Below are 20045 nucleotides of genomic sequence, written 5' to 3'. Positions count from 1 at the left end.
GGAAGCTACCCGCGGCCCGGTGGGGGGAAACGCGGGCGCTGGTACGTTCGTAAGTCGCCATTTCATCCGTCACCCCTCCGCGAAGGTGATCCCCCGGTGTCGAACAGCACGTCCCCCGCGATCACGAACGCGATCGCAGACGGGAGCGAGGACGGGATCGAGTACGAGCAGGCGTATGTCCGCATGCTCTACCAACGCCTCGACGCCCGACGCTCCGAGACCGCCCGGCGGTTGCAGGGGGTGCTGCACGACGAGACCGTCGGCACACCGCAGGCACTCACCGAGCGGGATGCCGCAGCCGCCATGTACACCGACCGCCTCGCCGCGTTGCGGGCCGCCGAGCACGGCCTCGCGTTCGGTCGCCTCGACGTGGCCGACGGCGAGCGCCGCTACGTCGGCCGGCTGGGCCTGCTCGACGAGGAGAACGAGTACGAGCCTCTGCTGATGGACTGGCGCGCGCCCGCGGCCCGGCCCTTCTACACGGCCACCGCGGCGTCCCCCGAGGGGATCCGCCGCCGCCGGCACCTGCGCACCCGCCGTCGCGAGCTCCTCGCCGTGGACGACGAGGTCCTGGACCTCGACGACGCCACCGCGGTCACCCAGACCAGCGGCCTCACCAGCGAGGCGGCGCTGCTGGCCGCCGTCGACGCGCGGCGCACCGGCCGGATGGCCGACATCGTCGCCACCATCCAGGCCGAGCAGGACGCGATCATCCGCTCGAAGCCCTCGGGCGTGCTGGTGGTGCAGGGTGGGCCGGGCACCGGCAAGACGGCCGTGGCGCTGCACCGCGCGGCGTACCTGCTCTACACCCACCGCGACCGGCTCGCGCGCCGCGGCGTGCTGGTGGTGGGGCCGAACCCCACGTTCCTGTCCTACATCGGTCAGGTGCTGCCCTCGCTCGGCGAGACCAGCGTGGTGCTCGGCACCGTCGGGCAGCTGCACCCGAACCTGGACGCGCGCCGTCACGAGACCGCGGAGACAGCGGCGGTGAAGGGGCGCGCGGAGATGGCGGCGGTGGTCGCCGCCGCGGTCCGGGACCGCCAGCAGGTGCCGCGCAAGCCGATCGAGCTGGTGGTGGAGCAGCAGGCCGTGCGGCTGGACCGCGACGTCGCCCACACCGCCCGCACCCGGGCCCGCCGCTCGCGCAAACCGCACAACGAGGGGAAACGGATCTTCCGCAAGGAGGCGGTGCGGCTGCTGGCCGAGCAGGTGGCGCGCACGCTCACCGGCTCCGGCGGGCGCAACCTGCTCGATGCGGGCGACCTGGCCGACATCCGCGAGGAGCTCATGGAGAGCGCCGAGCTGGGCCGGGAGCTCGAGCGGCTGTGGCCCACCCTGTCGGCCGAGGAGCTGCTCACCGACTTGTTCGCCGACCGCAAGCGGCTGAACTCGGTGGCCCGGCGCCTGCCTGCGGGCGAGCGCGAGCTGCTGGTGCGCCCCGCTCCCGCCGACGACGTGCCGGCCGACCTGCGGTGGACCCCCGCCGACGTGCCGCTGCTGGACGAGGCCGCCGAGCTGCTGGGTGACGACGGCGCGGAGGCCGCCGCGCGGGAAGCGGCGGCATTGCGGGAGGAGGTCATGTACGCGCAGGGCGTGCTCGACGTGCTCGACCTGGAGGAGGACCTCGACCCCGAGCTGCTGCGCGCCACCGACATCGTCGACGCCGACCGGCTCGCCGAGCGGCAGCGGGTGCGCCGCTACGACTCGACCGCGGAGCGGGCGGCGGCCGACCGCGAGTGGACCTACGGCCACGTCATCGTGGACGAGGCGCAGGAGCTCACGCCGATGGCGTGGCGGCTCGTGATGCGCCGCTGCCCGAGCCGGTCGATGACGATCGTCGGCGACATCGCCCAGACCGGCGACCGGGCCGGGGCGGGCTCGTGGGACGAGGTGCTCGCACCGTTCGTGGCGCGCCGCTGGCGGCTGGAGCAGCTCACGGTCAACTACCGCACCCCGGCCGAGATCGCCGACGTCGCCGACGACGTCCTGGCTGCGATCGAGCCCGGCCTGGCCCCACCGCGGTCGGTGCGCAGCGCCGGCGTGGCCCCGCGCGCGGTGCACTCCCCATCGGGCGAGCTGGACGACACCCTGGCGAAGGTGCTGGCCGAGGAGGCCGGGGCGGTCGGCGAGGGCCGCACGGCCGTGCTCACCACCGCCGCGCGGGTGCCTGCGCTGCGCGAGCGCCTGCTGGGGGAGCGGGCGGCCGACGCGCAGGACGTCGACCTCACCGCCGCGGTGGTGGTCCTCCCGGTCACCGCCGCGAAGGGCCTCGAGTTCGACGCCGTGATCGTGGTCGAGCCCGCCGAGCTGCTGGCCGACAGCCCGCGCGGGGCCAACGACCTCTACGTGGCGCTGACGCGCGCGACCCAACGCCTGGCCGTGGTGCACACACAGCAACTACCGCAGATGCTGGAGAAACTGCAGAGCACCCCCTGAGCGGGTGCGGTCAGAGGGGGGTGACGTAGGCGCCCGAGATGCCGCCGTCCACCAGGAACGTCGACGCCGTGATGAAGCCGGCGTCGTCGCTCGCCAGGAACGCCACCGTGGAGGCGATCTCCTCGGGCTTGGCGAAACGGCCCATCGGGATGTGCACCAGGCGGCGCTGGGCGCGCTCCGGGTCGGCGGCGAACAGCTCCTGCAGCAGCGGTGTGTCGACCGGTCCGGGGCACAGCGCGTTGACGCGGATGCCCTCGCGCGCGAACTGCACACCCAGCTCCCGGGTCATCGCGAGCACGCCGCCCTTGGACGCGGTGTAGGAGATCTGGGAGGTGGCGGCGCCCATCACCGCAACGAACGACGCCGTGTTGACGATCGCACCGCGGCCCTGCCGCTGCATGTGGGGGATGGCGGCCTTGCAGCACAGGTACACCGAGGTCAGGTTGACCTCCTGCACCTTCCGCCAGACGTCGATCCCGGTGTCGAGGATCGAGTCGTCCTCCGGCGGGGAGATGCCGGCGTTGTTGAACGCGACGTCGACGCCGCCGTAGGTATCGACCGCCGCGGCGAACAGGGCCTCGACCTGCTCCTGCGAGGTGACGTCGGTCTGCACGAACAGCCCGCTCACCTCGTCGGCCGCGGCCTTGCCGGGACCGGGGTCGATGTCGCCGATCACCACGCGGGCCCCTTCGGAGGCGAGCCTGCGCACCGTGGCCAGCCCGATGCCGCTGCCGCCACCCGTCACGACCGCGGTGCGGCCGGAGAACCGTTCCGTCATGCCGCGAGCGTAGATCCTCAGGTCTAGACCGTTGCGGCTGCCCTGACCAGCGCGGCCATCAGCCGGACGTCGGTGGCGTCCTGCTCCGGGTGCCACTGCACACCCACGACGAAGGGGTGGCCGGTGTGCTCCACGGCCTCGACGGTGCCGTCGCCCGCGCGACCGGTGACCACGAGGCCCTCGGCCACCCGGTCGAGCGCCTGGTGGTGGTGGCAGAGCACCGACACGGCCGGGCCGAGCGCCGCGGCGACGCGGCTGCCCGGCTCGAGCTCCACGGCGACGCTGCCGAAGACACCGGGCGAGGGGTTGTGCTCCGCGTGCCCCACGGCGTCCGGGACGTGCTGCACCAGCGTGCCGCCGAGCTCGACGTTCATGATCTGGGCGCCGCGGCACACGCCCAGTACCGGCATCCCCCGCTCGAGCGCGCGGCGCAGCACCGCGCACTCGGCCGCGTCCCGCTCGGGGCGCGGCGCGCCGGCACGGGGATGTGGCTGCGCGCCGTAGCGGCGGGCGTCCACGTCCGGACCGCCGGCGATCACCACCGCGTCGAGCCGGTCGACGGCGGCGGCCGCCTCCGGCACCGGCGGGAGCAGCACCGGCACCCCGCCCGCGGCGACCACGACGTCGCTGTAGGTGCGGGGCAGCAGGACCGCCTCGTGGTCCCACACGCCGTACGCGGCCCGCTCCCCGTACGCCGTGAGCCCGACGAGCGGGCGCCTGCCGTCAGAGCCGTTCGAAACCACGCCGCCGCTCCCAGTCGGTGACCGTGCTCTCGAACGCGGCGAGCTCCACGCGTGCCGCGTTGGCGTAGTGGTCGACGACCTCGGTGCCGAACGCCGCCTTCGCGACCTCGGACCCGGTGAACAGCTCCGCCGCCTCCCGCAGCGTGGTGGGCACGCGGGGCGCGTCGGACTGGTAGGCGTTGCCGGCGAAGGCGGGCTGCAGCGGCAGCTCGTTCTCGATGCCGTGCAGGCCGGCCGCGATCAACGCCGCCACCGCGAGGTAGGGGTTGACGTCGCCGCCGGGCACGCGGTTCTCCACGCGCAGCGACGGGCCGTGCCCGACCACCCGCAGGGCGCACGTCCGGTTGTCCAGGCCCCACGACACGGCCGTCGGGGCGAACGAGCCCTCGGCGAAGCGCTTGTAGGAGTTGACGTTGGGCGCGAACAGGTAGGTCAGCTCCCGCAGGCAGGCCTGCTGGCCGGCCAGGAAGTGCGCGAAGAGGGGGGAGAAGCCGTGCTCGCCCTCCCCGGCCGAGACCGGGCCGTCCTGCCCGCGCAGCGAGATGTGGATGTGGCACGAGTTGCCCTCGCGCTCGTCGTACTTCGCCATGAAGGTCAGCGCGCTGCCGGCCTGGTCGGCGATCTCCTTGGCCCCGGTCTTGTAGATCGTGTGGTTGTCGCAGGTGGCGAGCGCGTCGGTGTAGCGGAAGGCGATCTCGTGCTGGCCGAGGTTGCACTCGCCCTTCGCCGACTCCACGACCATCCCGGCGCCGGCCATCCCGTTGCGGATGCGCCGCAGGAGCGGCTCCACCCGGGAGGTGCCCAGCATCGAGTAGTCGACGTTGTAGAGGTTCGCCGGTTCGAGGTTGTGGTAGGCCTTGCGCCACGCCGTGTCGAACGAGTCGGCGAACAGCATGAACTCCAGCTCGGTGCCGACGTCGGCGGTGAGGCCGTGCGCGGCGAGCCGGTCGAGCTGGGCGCGCAGGATCTGACGTGGCGAGGCGATGACGGGGGCGCCGTCGGCCCACCGCAGGTCGCACAGCACCAGCGCGGTGCCCTCGTGCCACGGCACGCGCCGCAGCGTTGCCATGTCGGGGACGAGCACGAAGTCGCCGTAGCCGGTCTCCCAGCTCGACATCGCGAAGCCGTCGACCGTGTTCATGTCCACGTCGACCGCGAGCAGGTAGTTGCAGGCTTCCGCGGCGTGCGGCACGACCTCGTCGAGGAAGTACGGCGCCGCGCAGCGCTTGCCCTGCAGGCGGCCCTGCATGTCGGTGAACCCGACGAGCACGGTGTCGATCGATCCGTCGTCGACGTGGGTGCGCAGCTGCTCCAGGGTGAGCATGCCGGTGCGGGCCATGGGAACTCCTCAGGGGGCGATCACGCGAACGGCACTCCTGCCAGAGCTTTGCACTGGCAGGAGTGCCGTTCGCCGTGCGGGGTCGTGTATCTACTTCGCCGGGGTGTCGGCTTCCGGCTCGGCCTCGGGAGCGGCGCCGGCCTCTCCGTCGGTCTTGGGTGCGGCCTTGCGCGTGGTCCTGCGCTTGGGCGCGGTCGGCGCTGCCTCGGGCGCTGTCTCGGACGTCGTCGGCGGTGTCGTCGGCGGTGTCGTCGGCGGTGTCGTTGCGGCGGCGGCCTCGGTCTTCGGCGTGGCGGCGGCCGAGGTGCGGGGCTTGGTGGTCCGCTTGGCCCGGCCGTTGGTCGTGGCCTTCGCCGTGAGCTCTGCCAGCAGCTCGGCCTTCAGCTCCTCCTTGAGCTCGGCCTTCAGCTCGTCCTTGAGCTCGTCCTTGAGCGCAGCCCGGACGCCGGGGTCGACCGCCGTCGGGGTCGCCTCGGCCGTCCCGGTGTCGGCCGCGGTCGGTGCCACGGGCTCGACGTCCGCTGCGGGCTTCGCCTCGGCCTTCGCCTCCACCGTCGGCTCGTCCGTCGTCAGCGGCTCCACCGCGGTCCCGGTGTCCGCGGACTCGGCGGCCTTGGTGTCGGTGGTGTCGGCGTCGGTGGCGTCGGCCTTCTCGTCGGTCTTGGTCCCGGCCTCGTCCTTCTCGGCCGCGGTGTCCTTCTCGTCGGCCTTCTCAGCCGCGGTGTCCTTCTCGGTGTCCTTCTCAGCCGCGGCGTCCTTCTCGTCGGCCTTCTCCGCGACCGCCACAGCTCCCGCCGTGGTCGCCGCGCCGGCGGCTGCCGTGGTGGACGTGGTGGTCCCGGCGGCCTCCACCGCGAGCTGGTCCTCGATGCTCTGCAGCTCCGCCAGCGAGCCGCCCTCCGGAACCGGTCCGGTGAACCAGTGGCGGGCCGAGATCAGGTACCAGCCGCCGAAGAGGATCAGAGCGCCGCCGACGGTGAGCGGCGCGTAGTTCATCGCCTCCCAGTCGAACTCCGCCGAGAAGGGCACGCCGGCGGGGGAGAGCGGCATCAGGAACAGGATGCACACCAGGCCGATCCACACCACGGAGATCGTCGAGATCCACTTGTAGCGGTTGCCGAGGCTCCACGCGCCCGCCTCGAAGGAGTCGCCCGCCTTGATGCGCAGGATGATCGGCAGCCCGAACGCGATGTAGAGCCCGATGACCGCGATCGAGGTACCGACCGCGTAGCCGAGCACGCCGTTGACCAGCGTCGGGAGCATCAGCGCCCACGACAGGACGCAGATCGCGGTGACCGCGTTGACGGGCGCGCGGTTGCTCGCGACCTTGCGCCAGACGTTGGAGAACGGAACCGCCTGGTCGCGGGAGAACGCGAACATCATGCGCGAGGACGCCGTCACCGACGCGGTCCCGCAGAACAGCTGCGCGATCACGGCGATGAGCAGCAGGAACTGGGTCCAGGTCTCGCCCAGCGCCACGGTCCAGATGTAGATGACCGCGTCGCCTCCCGCGTCGATGACGCCCGGCACGTCGGGAACGGCGAACGTCACCGCGACCAGCAGGATGAAACCGAAGACCACCGAGGCGACAACGGCCATGACCATGCCCAGCGCGGCGGTACGGGACGCCGAACGCGTCTCCTCGCTCATGTGGGCCGACGCGTCGAAGCCGGTGATCGTGTACTGCGACATCAGCAGGCCGATGCCGAAGACGAACCAGAACGCCGTGTCGGAGAAGCCCGAGTTGTTGATCGTCTCGCCGAACACGAAGGCGGGGGACTGGTGGGTCTCGGGCACGACGGCCAGCACGAGGACGATGACGGCCACGCCGGCCATGTGCCACCACGCCGAGACCGTGTTCAGCAGCGCGAGGACGTTGATGTTGAGCAGGTTCAGCCCGAGCTGCAGCGCCGCGATCACGGTGAAGACGACGAAGATCGTTCCGGTCTCGTTGCCGAGACCCGGGAACCACAGGTTCAGCAGAGCCGTTGTGAAGATGGCCGAGCCGTACTGGATGGAGGCGGTGACCGCGATCTCACCCACGAGGTTGAACCAGCCGGTGAACCAGCCCCAGGCCGGCCCACCGAGCTTGGACGCCCAGAAGTACAGCGCGCCCGCGGTCGGCATCGCGGAGGCGATCTCGCCCATCGCCATCGCAACGAGGATGCAGAAGGCCCCGACGAGCAGCCATCCCCAGGTGATCGCCACCGGGCCGCCGTTGTTGAAGGCGAGGTAGTACGAGGTCAGGCAGCCGGCGAGGATCGAGATGATGGTGAAGGAGATGGCGAAGTTGGAGAACCCGCCCATCTCGCGGTACAGCACTTGGGCGTAGCCGAGACGATGCAGGATCGCCTCGTCTTCGGTGCGCTCGGCGCTCTCGGTGGCAGCCACGGGGCTCCTTGTCGAAATCTGGAGTCGAAACGGGGGTCTTACTCGGGTTGGGAGGCCGCCTCGAGCACGTGCTCGAGGTCGGGTCCGTCGAACGCCGCGACTGCGCGGTCGTACTTCTCCATCCCCCACGACCAGAAGTCGAAGTCGAGGGGGCTGGAGCCGTTCTGGATGGACGCCCAGAGCATCCAGCCGTACTGGGACATCAGGGCGAACAGCCGGGCACGCGCGACCTGCCGAGGGCGGGGCCGCCCGTAGTAGGCCGTCACGAGTTCGTCGAGCAGGGGGAGGGGCAGTGTCGCCTCGCTCCAGATGTTGCCCAGCTCGAAGCAGGGGTCGTTGTTGCCGGAGTACTCGTAGTCGATGATCCGGACCTGCTCGCCGTCGTCGAGGAGGTTCTCGGCCAGCAGGTCGTTGTTGCACGGCACGGTGTCGGTGCGCGGCCCGAGGACCTCGCGGATGCGCGCGACGGCCGGGGTGAACTCGTCGAACCGGTCCGGCAGCCGGAACCCGTGCTCGGCGACGATGCGCCGGTAGCGGGCCTGCACCTCGAACATGTCGAAGTCGTTGACGAAGCGCGGCCCCGCGTGCAGCTGCCGGCAGGCGGCGGCGACCCGGTGCAGCACGTCCGGCCGGTGCAGGTCGGCGTCGCCGAGGGCACGACCGGACAGGAACCCCACGGCGATGCCCTCACCGGGGCGGTAGTGCAGCACGGGCGCGCCCACACCGGAGGCCGCGGCGGCCACGGAGTTGGCGTGCTCGGCGTCCCGGTCGATCCCGAGCAGGCCGGGACCGGCCGCCGGGATGCGCACCACACACACTCCGTCAGCGTTCGCGACCTTGAGGTTGCGGTTGGTGAGCCCACCCGGGAGGTCCACGACGGTGCGAGGGTGACGCGCTGTACACGGAATCGTGTCGAGCAGGGCGTCAATACTCGGATCGAGTTCTATCGTGGTCAACTCCACTCGGGGATGGTAGGGCTCGCGTCAAATACGGTCTAGACCGTATGGTGCGCGCCATGGCCGTCGCGTTGCCCTCCCGTGCCCGCATCGTGATCGTCGGTGGGGGGGTGGGCGGCGCCAGTGTCGCCTACCACCTCGCCGAGCGTGGTGAGCGGGATGTCCTGCTGCTGGAGCGCTCCGAGCTGACCAGCGGCTCCACCTTCCACTCGGCAGGGCTGGTCGGTCAGCTGCGCTCCGACCCGGCTCTGACCAGGATGAACGTCTATTCGGCCGACCTGTACCGCAAGCTCGAGGCCGACACCGACCAGGCGCCGGGCTGGGTCGAGTCCGGCTCGCTGCGACTCGCGTCCTCGCCGGAGCGGTTGGAGGAGATCCGGCGCCAGGCCGGGTGGGCCGCCCGCTCCGGACTCCCCCTCGAGTTGATCTCCGCGGGGGAGGCCAAAGCCCTGTTTCCCCTGATGAACACGGATGGGGTACTCGGTGCGGCGTACACGCCCACGGACGGTCACGTGGACCCCTCGCGCCTGTGCTACGCCCTCGCGGCGGGGGCACGGGCACAGGGGGTCACGATCGCACAACGAACCCGTGTCATCGCGATCAACACCGCAAATGGCCAGGTCAACGGCGTGCGCACGGACCGCGGCGATGTCGAGTGCGAGATCGTCGTGGACTGCGGCGGCATGTTCGCCGCGGAGATCGCGCGGCTGGCCGGCGTCCGGATCCCGGTCGTGCCGATGTCGCACCAGTACGTCGTCACGCAGCCGCTGCCTGCGGGGTCGCTCCCGCAGGGCCGGCCGCTGCCGTCGTTGCGCGACCCGGACCTGCTCGTCTACTACCGCCAGGAGGTCGACGGCCTCGTCATGGGCGGCTACGAGCGCGACTCCCTGCCCTGGACGGCCACGCCGCGCTCCTACGACGCCGTTCCCGCCGACTTCAACGGCAAGCTGCTCCCGCCGGACTGGGACCGGTTCACCGAGATCGTCGAGAACTCGCAGGTCCGCGTGCCGCTGCTCGCCGACACCGGGGTGACCAGCATGATCAACGGGCCCGAGGCGTTCACCCCGGACAACGAGTTCTGCCTGGGCGAGACCGAGGTGGCCGGGTTCTTCGTCGCCGCCGGGTTCTGCGCGCACGGCATCGCCGGGGCAGGCGGCATCGGGCGCGTGATGGCCGACTGGATCCTCGACGGCGACCCCGGCATGGACCTCTGGCACATGGACGTGCGCCGCTTCGGCCGGCACTACCGCTCTCCCGGCTACACGCTCGCGCGCACCGTCGAGAACTACGAGAGCTACTACGACATCCGCTACCCGTCCGCCGAGCGGGAGGCGGGGCGGCCGCTGCGCACCTCGCCCGCCTACCCGTGGCACGCCGCGCACGGCGCCGTCTTCGGGGAGAAGGCCGGCTGGGAGCGGGTGAACCACTACTCGGAGCCGGGCTCGGAGGAGCTCCGGCCGCGGGGTTGGGCGGGCCGGCTGTGGTCGCCGTGCGTGGAGACCGAGCACCGGGCGGTGCGGGAGTCGGCGGGCCTGTTCGACGAGAGCTCGTTCGCGAAGATCTCGATCAGCGGCCCGGACGCGGCGACGTTCTGCGCACACGTGTTCAGCGGCCGCGTCGGGCGGCCGCCGGGAGCGGTCGTGTACACCCAGGCGCTCAACGAGCGCGGCGGCATCGAGATGGACGTGACGCTGACCCGGCTCGCCGAGGACGAGTTCCTCGTCGTCACCGGCACCGCGTTCGGCCGGCACGACCTCGGCTGGCTGCACCGCCAGGCCCGCCTGACCGGTGCGTCCGTGCGGCTGGCCGACGTCACCGGCTCGGAGGCGTGCTTCGGCATGTGGGGGCCGCAGGCGCGTGAGCTCCTCGCCCCGCTCACGCCGGCGTCGCTCGAGAACACCGACTTCCCGTTCGGCTCGATGCAGGAGACGACCGTCGGGGACGTTCCCGTGCGGGCCGCGCGCGTGACGTTCGTGGGTGAGCTGGGCTGGGAGCTCTACTGCTCGACCGAGTACGGCGCCGCGCTCTGGCGCACGCTCGTGGGGACCGGCGCCCGGCCCGGCGGTTACCGGGCGATCGAGAGCCTGCGGCTGGAGAAGGGCTACCGGGTGTGGGGGGCCGACATCGGCCCGGAGACCACCCCGGACGAGGCGGGCCTCGCCTTCGCGGTCCGCCGGGACGGGGGGTTCGTCGGGCACGAGGCGTTGCACGCGGCCCGGGCGCAGGGGGTCGCCCGGACGTTGGCCTGCCTCGTGCTCGACGACCCCCGCGCCGTCGCACTGGGTGGGGAGCCGGTGTGGCTGGCGGGCGAGGTGGTCGGGCAGGTGACCTCGGGCGGCTACGGCTACACGGTCGCCCGCTCGATCGCCTTTGCCTACCTTCCTGCCGACACCCCCGAGGGTGCCGAGCTGGACGTGCAGGTCGACGGCACGTGGCAGCGCGCAGAGGTGGCGGCGAGCCCGTTGTACGACCCGAAGGGCGGTCGCATCCGCGCCTGACGGCGAGCAGCGCGTCCCTCGCGGCTCACCGCAGTGGCCTACGCACCGCGCGGAGATCGGCACCAGGCGTAACGAAAAGCGCGATGGCAGCGAACTCCACTGCGCTGTTCGCGTGACACGTGGGCCGCGGGGCCACCCCAGATGTGACGTCCGGTCACCGGCGGGTCCGGCTCCTCGGCAGTGCGGCCTCGGCCTGCGTGTCGCGCTTCGCCACGTCGCGGAGGATGCGCATGGGTCGTTCGGTGCGGGGGGTCACCCGTCCAGCGGCGGCCGTGGCCCGGGGATCGGAGCGGTCCGTCGTTCCGGGCTCCGCACCGCCGGGGTGGCGATCCCGGCCGGGCGGCGGCGAGTTGGCGCTCGAGTCGGTGGTCACCGCGACGCGCCGCGCCGGCTGGGGCCATGACCTCGGGAACGCGCACCGCACCGTCCTCGAGCTGGCCCGCGCTCCGGTGTCGCTGGTGGAGATCGCCGCCACGCTCGCCGTCCCGCCTGCCGAGGCGCGCCTGCTGATGGTCGACCTCGTGACCGGCGGCTACCTCGACCTGCACGTGCCGCCTCCGACGATCGGGGACGGCCCTCCCGGCCCTGAGATCCTCATCCGGCTGCTGGAGGGCCTGCGCTCACGCCGCCGGCCGCCGAGCCCGGAGAACGGCCCATGGATCACCGACGCGCCCGCGGCGGACCTCGTGCCCACCCCGCGGACCGTGCACCCGGTGGCCCGGGCTCAGCCGGCGAGCGCCTCCAGGACCTGCTCGCCGTAGCGGGCGAGCTTGCTCTCGCCGACGCCGCTGACGGTGCCCAGCTCGGCGAGGGTGCCCGGACGGCGGGAGGCGATCTCGCGCAGCGTGGCGTCGTGGAAGATCACGTACGCCGGCACGCCCTGCTCCTTGGCGGTGGCGCCGCGCCAGGCGCGCAGACGCTCGAAGACCGGCGCCGCCTCGGCGGGCAGCGCGGGCTGCTCGGCGCGCGGGCTGCGCGAGCGGCTGCGGGCCTGCCGTTCGGGATCGCGCCGCAGCATCACCTGCCGCTCGCTGCGCAGCACCGGCCGGCTGTCGTCGGTGAGCACGAACGTCTGGTGCCGCGGCTCCACGGTCAGCAGCCCGCGGGCCACGAGCTGGCGCAGCACCGCCCGCCACTCGGCCTCGCCGAGCTCGGTGCCGACGCCGAAGACCGACAGGGAGTGGTGGTCGAACTGCTCGACCTTGGCGGTGCGCCGGCCCAGCAGGATGTCGACGATCTGCCCCGCGCCGAACTTCTGGCGCCGCTCCCGGTCGAGCCGGAACACCGTGGAGAGCACCTTCTGCGCTGCCACCGTGCCGTCCCAGGACTGCGGTGGGGTCAGGCAGGTGTCGCAGTTGCCGCACGGCTGCGCGCCGCGCTGCCCGAAGTAGGCGAGCAGCTGCACCCGACGGCACTCGACGGTCTCGCAGAGCGCCAGCATCGCGTCGAGGTGCTGCGCGAGGCGGCGGCGGTGCTCGCGGTCGCCCTCGGACTCCTCGATCATCTTGCGCTGCTGCACGACGTCGGCCAGGCCGTAGGCGAGCCAGGCCGTGGACGGGAGGCCGTCGCGGCCCGCGCGCCCCGTCTCCTGGTAGTAGCCCTCGACCGACTTGGGCAGATCCAGGTGCGCGACGAACCGGACGTCGGGCTTGTCGATACCCATGCCGAACGCGATCGTGGCGACGACGATGACGCCCTCCTCGCGCAGGAACCGGGACTGGTTGCGCGCGCGGGTGCCCGCGTCGAGCCCGGCGTGGTAGGGCAGCGCGGTGAGCCCCTGGCCGCTGAGGAACTCCGCCGTGCGCTCCACGGAGTTGCGCGACAGGCAGTAGACGATGCCGGCGTCGCCGGCGTGCTCGGCGCGGATGAGGTCGAGCAGCTGGCGGCGCGGCTCGTCCTTGGGTGCGATCCGGTACTGGATGTTGGGCCGGTCGAAGCTGGCGACGAAGTGCCGCGCCTGCTCGCTCGGCTCGAGGCCCAGCCGTTGCGCGATCTCGGTGTGGGTGGCCTCGGTGGCGGTGGCGGTGAGCGCGATCCTCGGCACGTCGGGCCAGCGCTCGTGCAGCTCCGACAACGCCAGGTAGTCGGGCCGGAAGTCGTGGCCCCACTGCGCCACGCAGTGCGCCTCGTCGATGGCGAACAGCGCGATCCGGCCCCGGTCGAGCAGGCCCAGCGTGGACGGCACCCGCAGCCGCTCGGGGGCGAGGTAGAGCAGGTCGAGCTCGCCCGAGAGGAAGGCCTGCTCGGTGTCGCGGCGCTCGTCCGGGTTCTGGGTGGAGTTGAGGAACCCGGCCCGGACACCCAGCGCGCGCAGCGCGTCGACCTGGTCCTGCATCAGCGCGATCAGCGGCGAGACGACCACGCCGACACCGGGCCGCACCAGCGCGGGGATCTGGTAGCACAGCGACTTGCCCCCGCCGGTGGGCATCAGGACCAGGGCATCGCCCCCGCCGCAGACGTGCTCGATGATCTCGGCCTGCTCGCCCCGGAAGGAGCCGTAGCCGAAGACGCGCCCGAGGACGTCGAGCGGGGCGGCGGGGGGTGCGGACGTCGGGGCTTCGGACACCCGGCGATGGTAGGGGGAGGGACCGACGGCCCGTGGCCGAACCACGGGATTCCCGACCCGTCGTTCCTTCATGCCACTATCCGTGACCGGAAGACGGCGGGGGGTCATCTGCGTGATCAGCGATTCGGTGCAGGGACGGCGACATTTCGCCGCCCGCGCACCGATCTGGCGATCATGGTCGGTTCAGCCGATCCTGCGGACATCGAGGGCCGTCTCCGCCGCGGTGCCGTCCGGTCCGCGCTCCACCCGGTACGCACCGGCGCCACCGCGCTCCGCGAGGGCCTCGACCATGGTCGTGCCGCGGTAGAGCAGGCCTGCGCCGTCGTCGGTGGCGAACCCGGCGGGCAGGGTGGTGTCGGCCACCAGCGAGCGGAGCAGTGGTCGCCGTCCGGGGTCGGTGTCGTGGTGGACGCCGTTCGACCACGGCAGCAGGCCGAGGCCGTTGGTCAGCGGCCGGAGCGCGGGGCCGAACGAGTCGGTGGTGCCGCCCGCGTGCCAGCACAGCGATCCTGCCGAGACGCCGGTGAGGACGACGCCCGCCGCCCACGCCTCGCGGAAGACGGTGTCCAGGCCGTGCAGGCGCCAGAGGGCCAGCATCCCGGCGACGCTCCCGCCCCACACCCAGACGACGTCCTGCCCCAGCACGTGGGCGCGCAGGTCGTCGACGTTGGGCATGGGGAGGAGGGCGATGTGGCTGCCGGTCCACCCCTCGCGCCACGCGTTGTCGTAGAACGTCGCGATCAGGCCCTTGTCATCGCCGCAGGCGGTTCCGAGGAAGCACACGCGTGGCGCGCGGCCGGTGACACCGGCGAGTTCGACGGCGTGCCGGGTCAACGGCCCGACCTCCCAGTGCATTCGCGAGGAAGCCGCGAAGCCGCCGGAGGTGGCGAGGATGGTGGGAGCGTCGGCGGTCACGGCGGAAACGGTACGGACACCGCCGCCACCCCACCTCCGAGTTCAGGAAAGCCACTTTCCTGCCCTGCAGGTTCATGAATGTGGCTTTCCTGAACCTCGAGGGGCGCGCCCCTGAACCTCGAGGGGCGTGCCGCGGCCCGTCAGTGGCCGCGCACTGCTTGCCGGATCTGCTCGATCGGCGCCTTCGGCTCGCGGTCGGCCGTCAGCAGGCCGTTCGTCTCCTGCATGGTGTCGGTGAGCTGGGTGTAGCAGGAGCCGGTGAGGAACGAGCTCGCCCGGATGCCGTCGTAGAGGGCGGTGATGCGCGCGATCCAGTCCTGCGCGTCGTCGGCGGCGGTGTAGCCCCAGCCGTCGTCCCGTCGGTCAGCGGGTTGGAAGGTGATGCCCCCGAACTCGGTGAGCATGACCGGCTGGCCGCGGTCCGGCGCGTCGGCGACGAGGATCCGTCTGCCGGCCGGCCCCATGCCGGTGAGCAGCCGGTCGCGGGCCTGCTCGTCGGCGTAGGTCCGGGCGAGCGCCTCGCCGTCACCCTCGTAGTCGTGCACGGTGATGATGTCGGAGTTCTGCTGCTCCCACCCGTCGTTGGAGATGACGGGCCGGGTGGGGTCCAGCGCACGGGTGAGGTCGGTCAGCGCGCGGGAGTAGGCCTGCTGCGCCGGGTCGTCGGCCACGTGCTGGATCCCCCACGACTCGTTGAACGGCACCCAGGTGACGATCGAGGGGTGCGAGGCGTCCCGGTCCACGGCCTCCATCCACTCGCGGGTCAGGCGCTGCACGGCCGTCGCGGAGAACTCGTAGGCGCCGGGGGTCTCGCCCCAGACGAGCAGGCCGAGGCGGTCGGCCCAGAACAGGAAACGCGGGTCCTCGATCTTCTGGTGGATCCGGCACGCCGTGAACCCGAGCTCCTTGATCAGCTCGACCTCGCGGCGCAGGGCGTCGCGGGACGGCGCGGCGAGGTGGCTGTCGGGCCAGTACCCCTGATTCAGGACCGACCGGACGTCGTACGGGCGCCCGTTGAGCAGGAAGGAGCCGCGCGCCACGCCGACGCTGCGGATCCCCAGGTACGAGCTCACGGCGTCGACGGTGCGGCCGCCGGCGTCGTGCAGCGCCACCGTGGCGTCGACCAGGCGCGGGCGTTCCGGTGACCAGGTCAGCTCGTCCTCGGCCTGACCGTTGCGCTGGCGGGTGACCGGCACCGTCACGTGCAGGACGGTCGCCCCGGCGGGCGCGTCGACATCGATCGCGGCGAGGTCCTCGTGGCGCTCGTCGAAGCGCAGTGCGACCCGGACGCGCGTACCGGGAGCGGCGCGGCCCCGCAGGCGGACGGCGAGGTCGACCGCGGTGGGCCCGGCCGGGAGCCACTGCACGTGCGCGATGCTCGTGGCCGGTACCGCCTCCAGCCACACGGTCTGCCAGATCCCGGTGGTGCGCTGATACCAGATGGCGTGGGCGTCCTCGTGCCAGTCCTGCTTGCCGCGCGGCTGCGTGAGGTCGTGCGGGTCGTCCTCGGCCCGGACGACGAGGACGTGCTCGGACCCGCCGGCCACGAGTGCGGTCACGTCGAAGGTGAACGGGGTGTGGCCGCCCTCGTGCTCGCCGACGAAGCGTCCGTCGATCCACACCAGCGCCCGGTAGTCCACGGCGCCGAAGTGCAGCAGCACCAGCGGCGCGGCCTCGGACCTGCCCGCGGCGGCCAGGTCGTCGGCGGTGATCGTGCGCGCGTACCAGACCACGCGGTGGAAGCCCGGCTCGGCGATCCCGGAGGCCGCTGATTCCGGCGGGTACGGCACGGTGATGTCCTGCGCCTCGGGCAGGCCGGTGGTGAAGCCGGCGGTGAGGCCGGCGTCGGCGTCGTCGTGGCGGAACGACCACGTGCCGTCCAGGTCCGCCCACGCGGTGCGCATCATCTGCGGCCGGGGGTAGGAGCCGTCCTGCCGGGAGGCGAGTGGGAGGGCGGGGAGAGTGCTCACCACCCCACTTTATAGCGCTACAAATCAATCTCAACCGCTATGGTGCGATGGTGGAAAGGGTCACGTTGCGCGACGTCGCCGCCCGGGCCGGGGTGTCGGTGATGACCGTGTCCAACGTGGTGCGCGGCTACCGGCACGTGAGCGCGCGAACCCGGGACCGGGTGCAGGCCGCGATCGACGAGCTCGGCTACCGGCCCAACCTCAGCGGCCGCAGCCTGGCCACCGGCCGGTCGAGAGTGCTGGCGCTCGCCGTCCCGGACCTGCGCCGCGCGTACTTCGCCGAGCTGGCGCACGTGTTCGCCCGCGTGAGCACGGCCCGCGGTTACCGCCTGCTCCTGGAGGAGACGGGGGGCACGGCCGACGGGGAGCGATCCGTGCTGCGCGACCTGGAGGCCGGCATCGTCGACGGTGTCGTGATCCACCCGCAGGCGCTCACCGCCGCCGAGCTCGAAGGGCTGCGGCGCGACACCCCGCTCGTCTTCCTCGGGGAGGACCCGCGCCCGCCCACGGCCGACCAGGTGGCCATCGACAACGTCGCGGCCGCCCGCGAGGCGGTGGCGCACCTGATCGGTCTCGGCCGTCGACGCATCGGCTTCCTCGGCCACGAGGTCGGCGCACCCTCCCGCCCCTCCGCGTTGCGAATCGAGGGGTACCGGAAGGCCCTCGAGTGCGCCGGGGTGGCGTTCGACGCCGCGCTGCTCGTCGCCCGCCGCGGGGGCGACGCGATCGGGGCCGAGGCCGCCCTCGGTGCGGCGCTCGATGCGGGCCTCGCCGTCGACGGTCTGCTGTGCCGCGACGACCTGGCGGCAGTCGGCGCGCTGCGGGCGCTGCGGCTGCGCGGGATCGCGGTGCCGGGCGACGTCGCCGTCATCGGCTGGGACGCCATCGACCTCGGCGCGAGCACGGTACCGAGCCTCACCAGCGTCGCCCCGGACACCCGGGCCCTCGGGGAGCGTGCCCTCGACGTGCTCCTCGAGCGCATGGACGACGATGCGACGCCCGGACGGCAGATCACCGTCGGCTACCGCATCGTCGTCCGCGAGAGCGCTCCCGCGCCGCTACCCGACGACCGCGCCGAGCAGCTCCGTCATCGCGGCGCGGACCGCGTCGGGTAGGTCCACGGCGGACAGCTCGGCGAGCTGGTCGGCGACGGGCCGGCCGCTGCGGACGATCTCCCAGGCCTCGAGCTTCTCCGGGTTGCCGGTCTGGGCGCACTCGAGGAGCTCCCGGACGGCGTCGTCCTGCGAGGTGCCGACGCGCAGCGGGCCGCCCTCGACCCGGATCACCGTGCCGGCCCCGGACGCCGCCTCGACGGTGATGCTCCAGTGGCCGTCGGTGCCGGTGACCTCGACGGGCGCGCCGTCGGCGGTGACGCCGCCGCTGGGCAGCAGCGCGAGGAACGTGACCGTCCACTCGCGCACCGCCGCGACCACCTCGGGGTGCCCGGCCACCGGGCCGATGTGGAACTCGCAGGCGTCGGCGTCCCAGCGCAGCGGGGTGCGGGCGGCGGGACCGCCGTCGGGGGAGAGGATCCGGTCGGACTCGTCGTCCTCGGCCAGCACGAGCTCGCCGGACGCCGACGGCGCGACGAGCACCTCGAGGGCGGCGGGGTTGCGGGTGGCGTCCAGGTCCGCCGGGCCCGTGAGCGGCAGGATGCCGCCGGCGCGCAGCAGCACCGGGATCGACGCCGTGGTGCGGTGCAGCTCGACCGACCGGTCGCCGCGGTACACCGTTCCCGTGAAGACGTCGGTCCAGGTGCCGGCCGGCAGCCACGCCCGCGCCCGGCCGCGCAGCGACTCGGGGTCGCGGGGCCCGGTGATCGGCGCGACCAGCAGCTCGGAACCGAACGCGTACTGGTTGGGCACCGTGAACGCCTCGGAGCGGCGCGGCTCGAGGTGGTACATCGGGCGCACGAGCGGGGTGCCCGCCGCCGCCCGGTGGTTCATCGTGTGCAGGTAGGGGACCATCCGGTGGCGGAAGCGCAGCGCCTCGCCCATCGCCGCGCGGTGCTCGGCAGGGAAGGCCCACGGCTCCTTGCGGATGAACGGGTTGTTCGCCGAGTGCAGCCGCATGACCGGGGAGAACACGCCGAACTGCACCCAGCGCGTGGCGAGCTCGTCGTCGCGCACACCGCGGGTGTGGCCGCCGATGTCGTGGCTCCACCAGCAGTAACCGATGTTGGCCGCGGTCGCGGTGAACTCGGGCTGGAATGCCAGCGAGGCCCACGAGACGACGGCATCGCCGGAGAACCCGACGGCGTAGCGGTGGCTGCCGGGCCCGGCGTAGCGGGAGAAGGTCATCCCGGGCCCGCCGGCGCGCGCCGCGTCGAGGTGGTGGAAGTGGTTGAGCAGCCAGAGCGGGTCCACCCCGGGCCGGTTCGAGGTGTGGCCCTGCTGCCAGTCGATCCACCAGAAGTCCACGCCCTGGGCCTCGAGCGGGTGGTGCAGGTGCGCGAAGTAGGCGCGCAGGAACGCCGGGTCGGTCATGTCGAAGGGCACCGGCGCGCGGGTGTCGGGGTCGACCCCCACCGCGCGCGCCACGTCCGGGTAGGCGTCCTCGAACGCGCGCACGCCGTCGGCGGGGTGCAGGTTCAGCGTGGTGCGCAGCCCGCGGTCGTGCAGGGCCGCCAGGAACGCGGGCGGGTCGGGGAACAGGGAGCGTTCCCACGAGTAGCCGGTCCAGCTGCTCCCGTACTCCGGGGGCACCGAGCCGACGCGGTGCCAGTCCATGTCGATGACCGCCACCGAGAACGGGAGGTCCTCGTCGCGGAACCGGTCCATGAGCGCGAGGTAGGACTCGTCCGAGTAGGGGTGGTAGCGGCTCCACCAGTTGCCCAGCGCCCACCGGGGCAGGCGCATGGGCTGTCCTGACACCGCGTAGAAGGCCTGGACGGCGGCCGGGAAGTCGCGCCCGTAGGCGAACACGTAGAGGTCGCGGCGGCCGGACTCGCGGGTGCCGATCCAGCCGTCCTCGGTGAACAGGAACGATCGCGAGTCGTCCACCACCCCGATGCCGTCCTGTGCCACGACGCCCGCGTCCAGCTCGGCCCGGCCGTCGACGTCGTCGAGCGTGCGGGTGGTGCCGCCGAGGTCGCGGGTCGGCTCGCCGTAGCGCCACCGCCCGGAGTCGCGTCCCACGCACTCGACGGCGAGCCCGTGGGCCGAGAACGGGGCGCCGTCGTAGCGCAGCCGCGCCCGCGCGGTGGTGACGACCACGGCGCCGTCGTCGGTCCGCTCGACGGTGAAGTCCACGGGCGGCAGGTCGCGGCGCTGGGCGAAGGTGGACGCCCGGTCCTCGAACGCGCCGTCTCCCGCCCACTCGATGCGGAAGAGCCCGGCGTCGAGCACGGTGATCCGCCAGTGGTCGCCGGTGAGCTGCTGGTCGGCGCGGGCGCGCGGCGCCGACGAGGGCAGGGGCCTGACGACCGGGAGGTCGGTAGCGGCGTCGGTCATG

13 protein-coding genes are annotated in these 20045 nt (G+C 72.8%); 4 read left to right on the top strand and 9 right to left on the bottom strand.

Annotation, left to right across the window (positions count from 1 at the left end; translation table 11 throughout):
• Nucleotides 1–183: 183 nt before the first annotated feature.
• A complete protein-coding gene (locus CFP66_RS30430) occupies nucleotides 184–2436 on the top strand; it encodes an ATP-binding domain-containing protein (protein WP_094928676.1) in 2253 nt (750 codons plus the stop codon).
• A 10-nt stretch (nucleotides 2437–2446) separates the two neighbouring features.
• Here CFP66_RS30430 and CFP66_RS30425 read toward each other — a convergent pair whose 3' ends face one another.
• The 5 genes from CFP66_RS30425 to CFP66_RS30405 form a co-directional block, all read right to left on the bottom strand.
• Nucleotides 2447–3214, bottom strand: a complete 768-nt coding sequence (locus CFP66_RS30425; RefSeq protein ID WP_094928639.1) for a 3-oxoacyl-ACP reductase — start codon at nucleotides 3212–3214, stop codon at nucleotides 2447–2449.
• A 23-nt stretch (nucleotides 3215–3237) separates the two neighbouring features.
• Entirely contained in the window at nucleotides 3238–3957 is a 720-nt protein-coding gene (locus CFP66_RS30420) for a gamma-glutamyl-gamma-aminobutyrate hydrolase family protein (RefSeq protein ID WP_094928638.1), read from the bottom strand.
• Complete coding sequence (locus CFP66_RS30415) at nucleotides 3938–5281, bottom strand: glutamine synthetase family protein (RefSeq protein ID WP_369805205.1); 1344 nt, start codon at nucleotides 5279–5281, stop codon at nucleotides 3938–3940. Before CFP66_RS30415 ends, CFP66_RS30420 begins: the two co-directional genes overlap by 20 nt.
• A gap of 105 nt (nucleotides 5282–5386) precedes the next feature.
• Complete coding sequence (locus CFP66_RS48645; RefSeq protein WP_233159837.1) at nucleotides 5387–7687, bottom strand: amino acid permease; 2301 nt, start codon at nucleotides 7685–7687, stop codon at nucleotides 5387–5389.
• Between the two features lie 38 nt (nucleotides 7688–7725).
• On the bottom strand, nucleotides 7726–8562 hold the full coding sequence (locus CFP66_RS30405; protein WP_198961762.1) for a phosphotransferase: 837 nt from the start codon (nucleotides 8560–8562) through the stop codon (nucleotides 7726–7728).
• A 140-nt stretch (nucleotides 8563–8702) separates the two neighbouring features.
• On the opposite strand from CFP66_RS30405, the gene CFP66_RS30400 reads away from it, so the two are divergent.
• Entirely contained in the window at nucleotides 8703–11141 is a 2439-nt protein-coding gene (locus CFP66_RS30400) for an FAD-dependent oxidoreductase (RefSeq protein ID WP_198961761.1), read from the top strand.
• A gap of 230 nt (nucleotides 11142–11371) precedes the next feature.
• The gene (locus CFP66_RS30395) at nucleotides 11372–11902 is read left to right on the top strand and encodes a DUF742 domain-containing protein (protein WP_158228271.1); all 531 of its coding nucleotides are present in this window, start codon (nucleotides 11372–11374) and stop codon (nucleotides 11900–11902) included.
• On the opposite strand, the gene recQ is transcribed toward CFP66_RS30395, so the two are convergent.
• The 3 genes from recQ to CFP66_RS30380 all read right to left on the bottom strand — a co-directional run bounded on the left by recQ (nucleotide 11866) and on the right by CFP66_RS30380 (nucleotide 16592).
• Nucleotides 11866–13779, bottom strand: coding sequence for a DNA helicase RecQ (gene recQ / locus CFP66_RS30390; RefSeq protein WP_094928635.1), 1914 nt, complete (start codon nucleotides 13777–13779; stop codon nucleotides 11866–11868). The two genes, CFP66_RS30395 and recQ, sit on opposite strands and share 37 nt — an antisense overlap.
• Nucleotides 13780–13890: 111 nt before the next feature.
• Nucleotides 13891–14622: a peptidase E gene (locus CFP66_RS30385; RefSeq protein ID WP_094928634.1), complete on the bottom strand. Its 732-nt coding sequence runs from the start codon at nucleotides 14620–14622 to the stop codon at nucleotides 13891–13893.
• Nucleotides 14623–14762: 140 nt separating this feature from the next.
• Nucleotides 14763–16592 (bottom strand): glycoside hydrolase family 2 protein, encoded by a 1830-nt coding sequence (locus CFP66_RS30380; RefSeq protein ID WP_233159835.1) that lies wholly within the window; start codon nucleotides 16590–16592, stop codon nucleotides 14763–14765.
• A 50-nt stretch (nucleotides 16593–16642) separates the two neighbouring features.
• Between CFP66_RS30380 and CFP66_RS30375 the strand changes: the two genes are divergently transcribed.
• Nucleotides 16643–17707 carry a LacI family DNA-binding transcriptional regulator gene (locus CFP66_RS30375; RefSeq protein ID WP_198961760.1) on the top strand — a complete coding sequence of 355 codons (1065 nt, stop codon included), beginning with the start codon at nucleotides 16643–16645 and terminating at the stop codon, nucleotides 17705–17707.
• Here CFP66_RS30375 and CFP66_RS30370 read toward each other — a convergent pair.
• Nucleotides 17651–20044 (bottom strand): glycoside hydrolase family 31 protein, encoded by a 2394-nt coding sequence (locus tag CFP66_RS30370; RefSeq protein ID WP_094928631.1) that lies wholly within the window; start codon nucleotides 20042–20044, stop codon nucleotides 17651–17653. The genes CFP66_RS30375 and CFP66_RS30370 overlap by 57 nt on opposite strands.
• Between the last annotated feature and the right edge of the window lies 1 nt (nucleotide 20045).

The organism is Pseudonocardia sp. MH-G8, assembly GCF_002262885.1.
In the GTDB taxonomy this organism is placed as follows: domain Bacteria; phylum Actinomycetota; class Actinomycetes; order Mycobacteriales; family Pseudonocardiaceae; genus Pseudonocardia.
Note: the sequence above shows the minus strand (reverse complement) of the source record. Positions and strands in the feature narration are given on the sequence as shown.

Excerpts from the sequence above, each read along its gene's own strand:
- CFP66_RS30430 (WP_094928676.1), top strand. The coding sequence starts at position 184 with ATGCTCTACCAACGCCTCGACGCCCGACGCTCCGAGACCGCCCGGCGG.
- CFP66_RS30425 (WP_094928639.1), bottom strand. The coding sequence starts at position 3,214 with ATGACGGAACGGTTCTCCGGCCGCACCGCGGTCGTGACGGGTGGCGGC.
- CFP66_RS30415 (WP_369805205.1), bottom strand. The coding sequence starts at position 5,281 with ATGCTCACCCTGGAGCAGCTGCGCACCCACGTCGACGACGGATCGATC.
- CFP66_RS30400 (WP_198961761.1), top strand. The coding sequence starts at position 8,703 with ATGGCCGTCGCGTTGCCCTCCCGTGCCCGCATCGTGATCGTCGGTGGG.
- CFP66_RS30395 (WP_158228271.1), top strand. The coding sequence starts at position 11,372 with ATGGGTCGTTCGGTGCGGGGGGTCACCCGTCCAGCGGCGGCCGTGGCC.
- recQ (WP_094928635.1), bottom strand. The coding sequence starts at position 13,779 with ATGAAGGAACGACGGGTCGGGAATCCCGTGGTTCGGCCACGGGCCGTC.
- CFP66_RS30370 (WP_094928631.1), bottom strand. The coding sequence starts at position 20,044 with ATGACCGACGCCGCTACCGACCTCCCGGTCGTCAGGCCCCTGCCCTCG.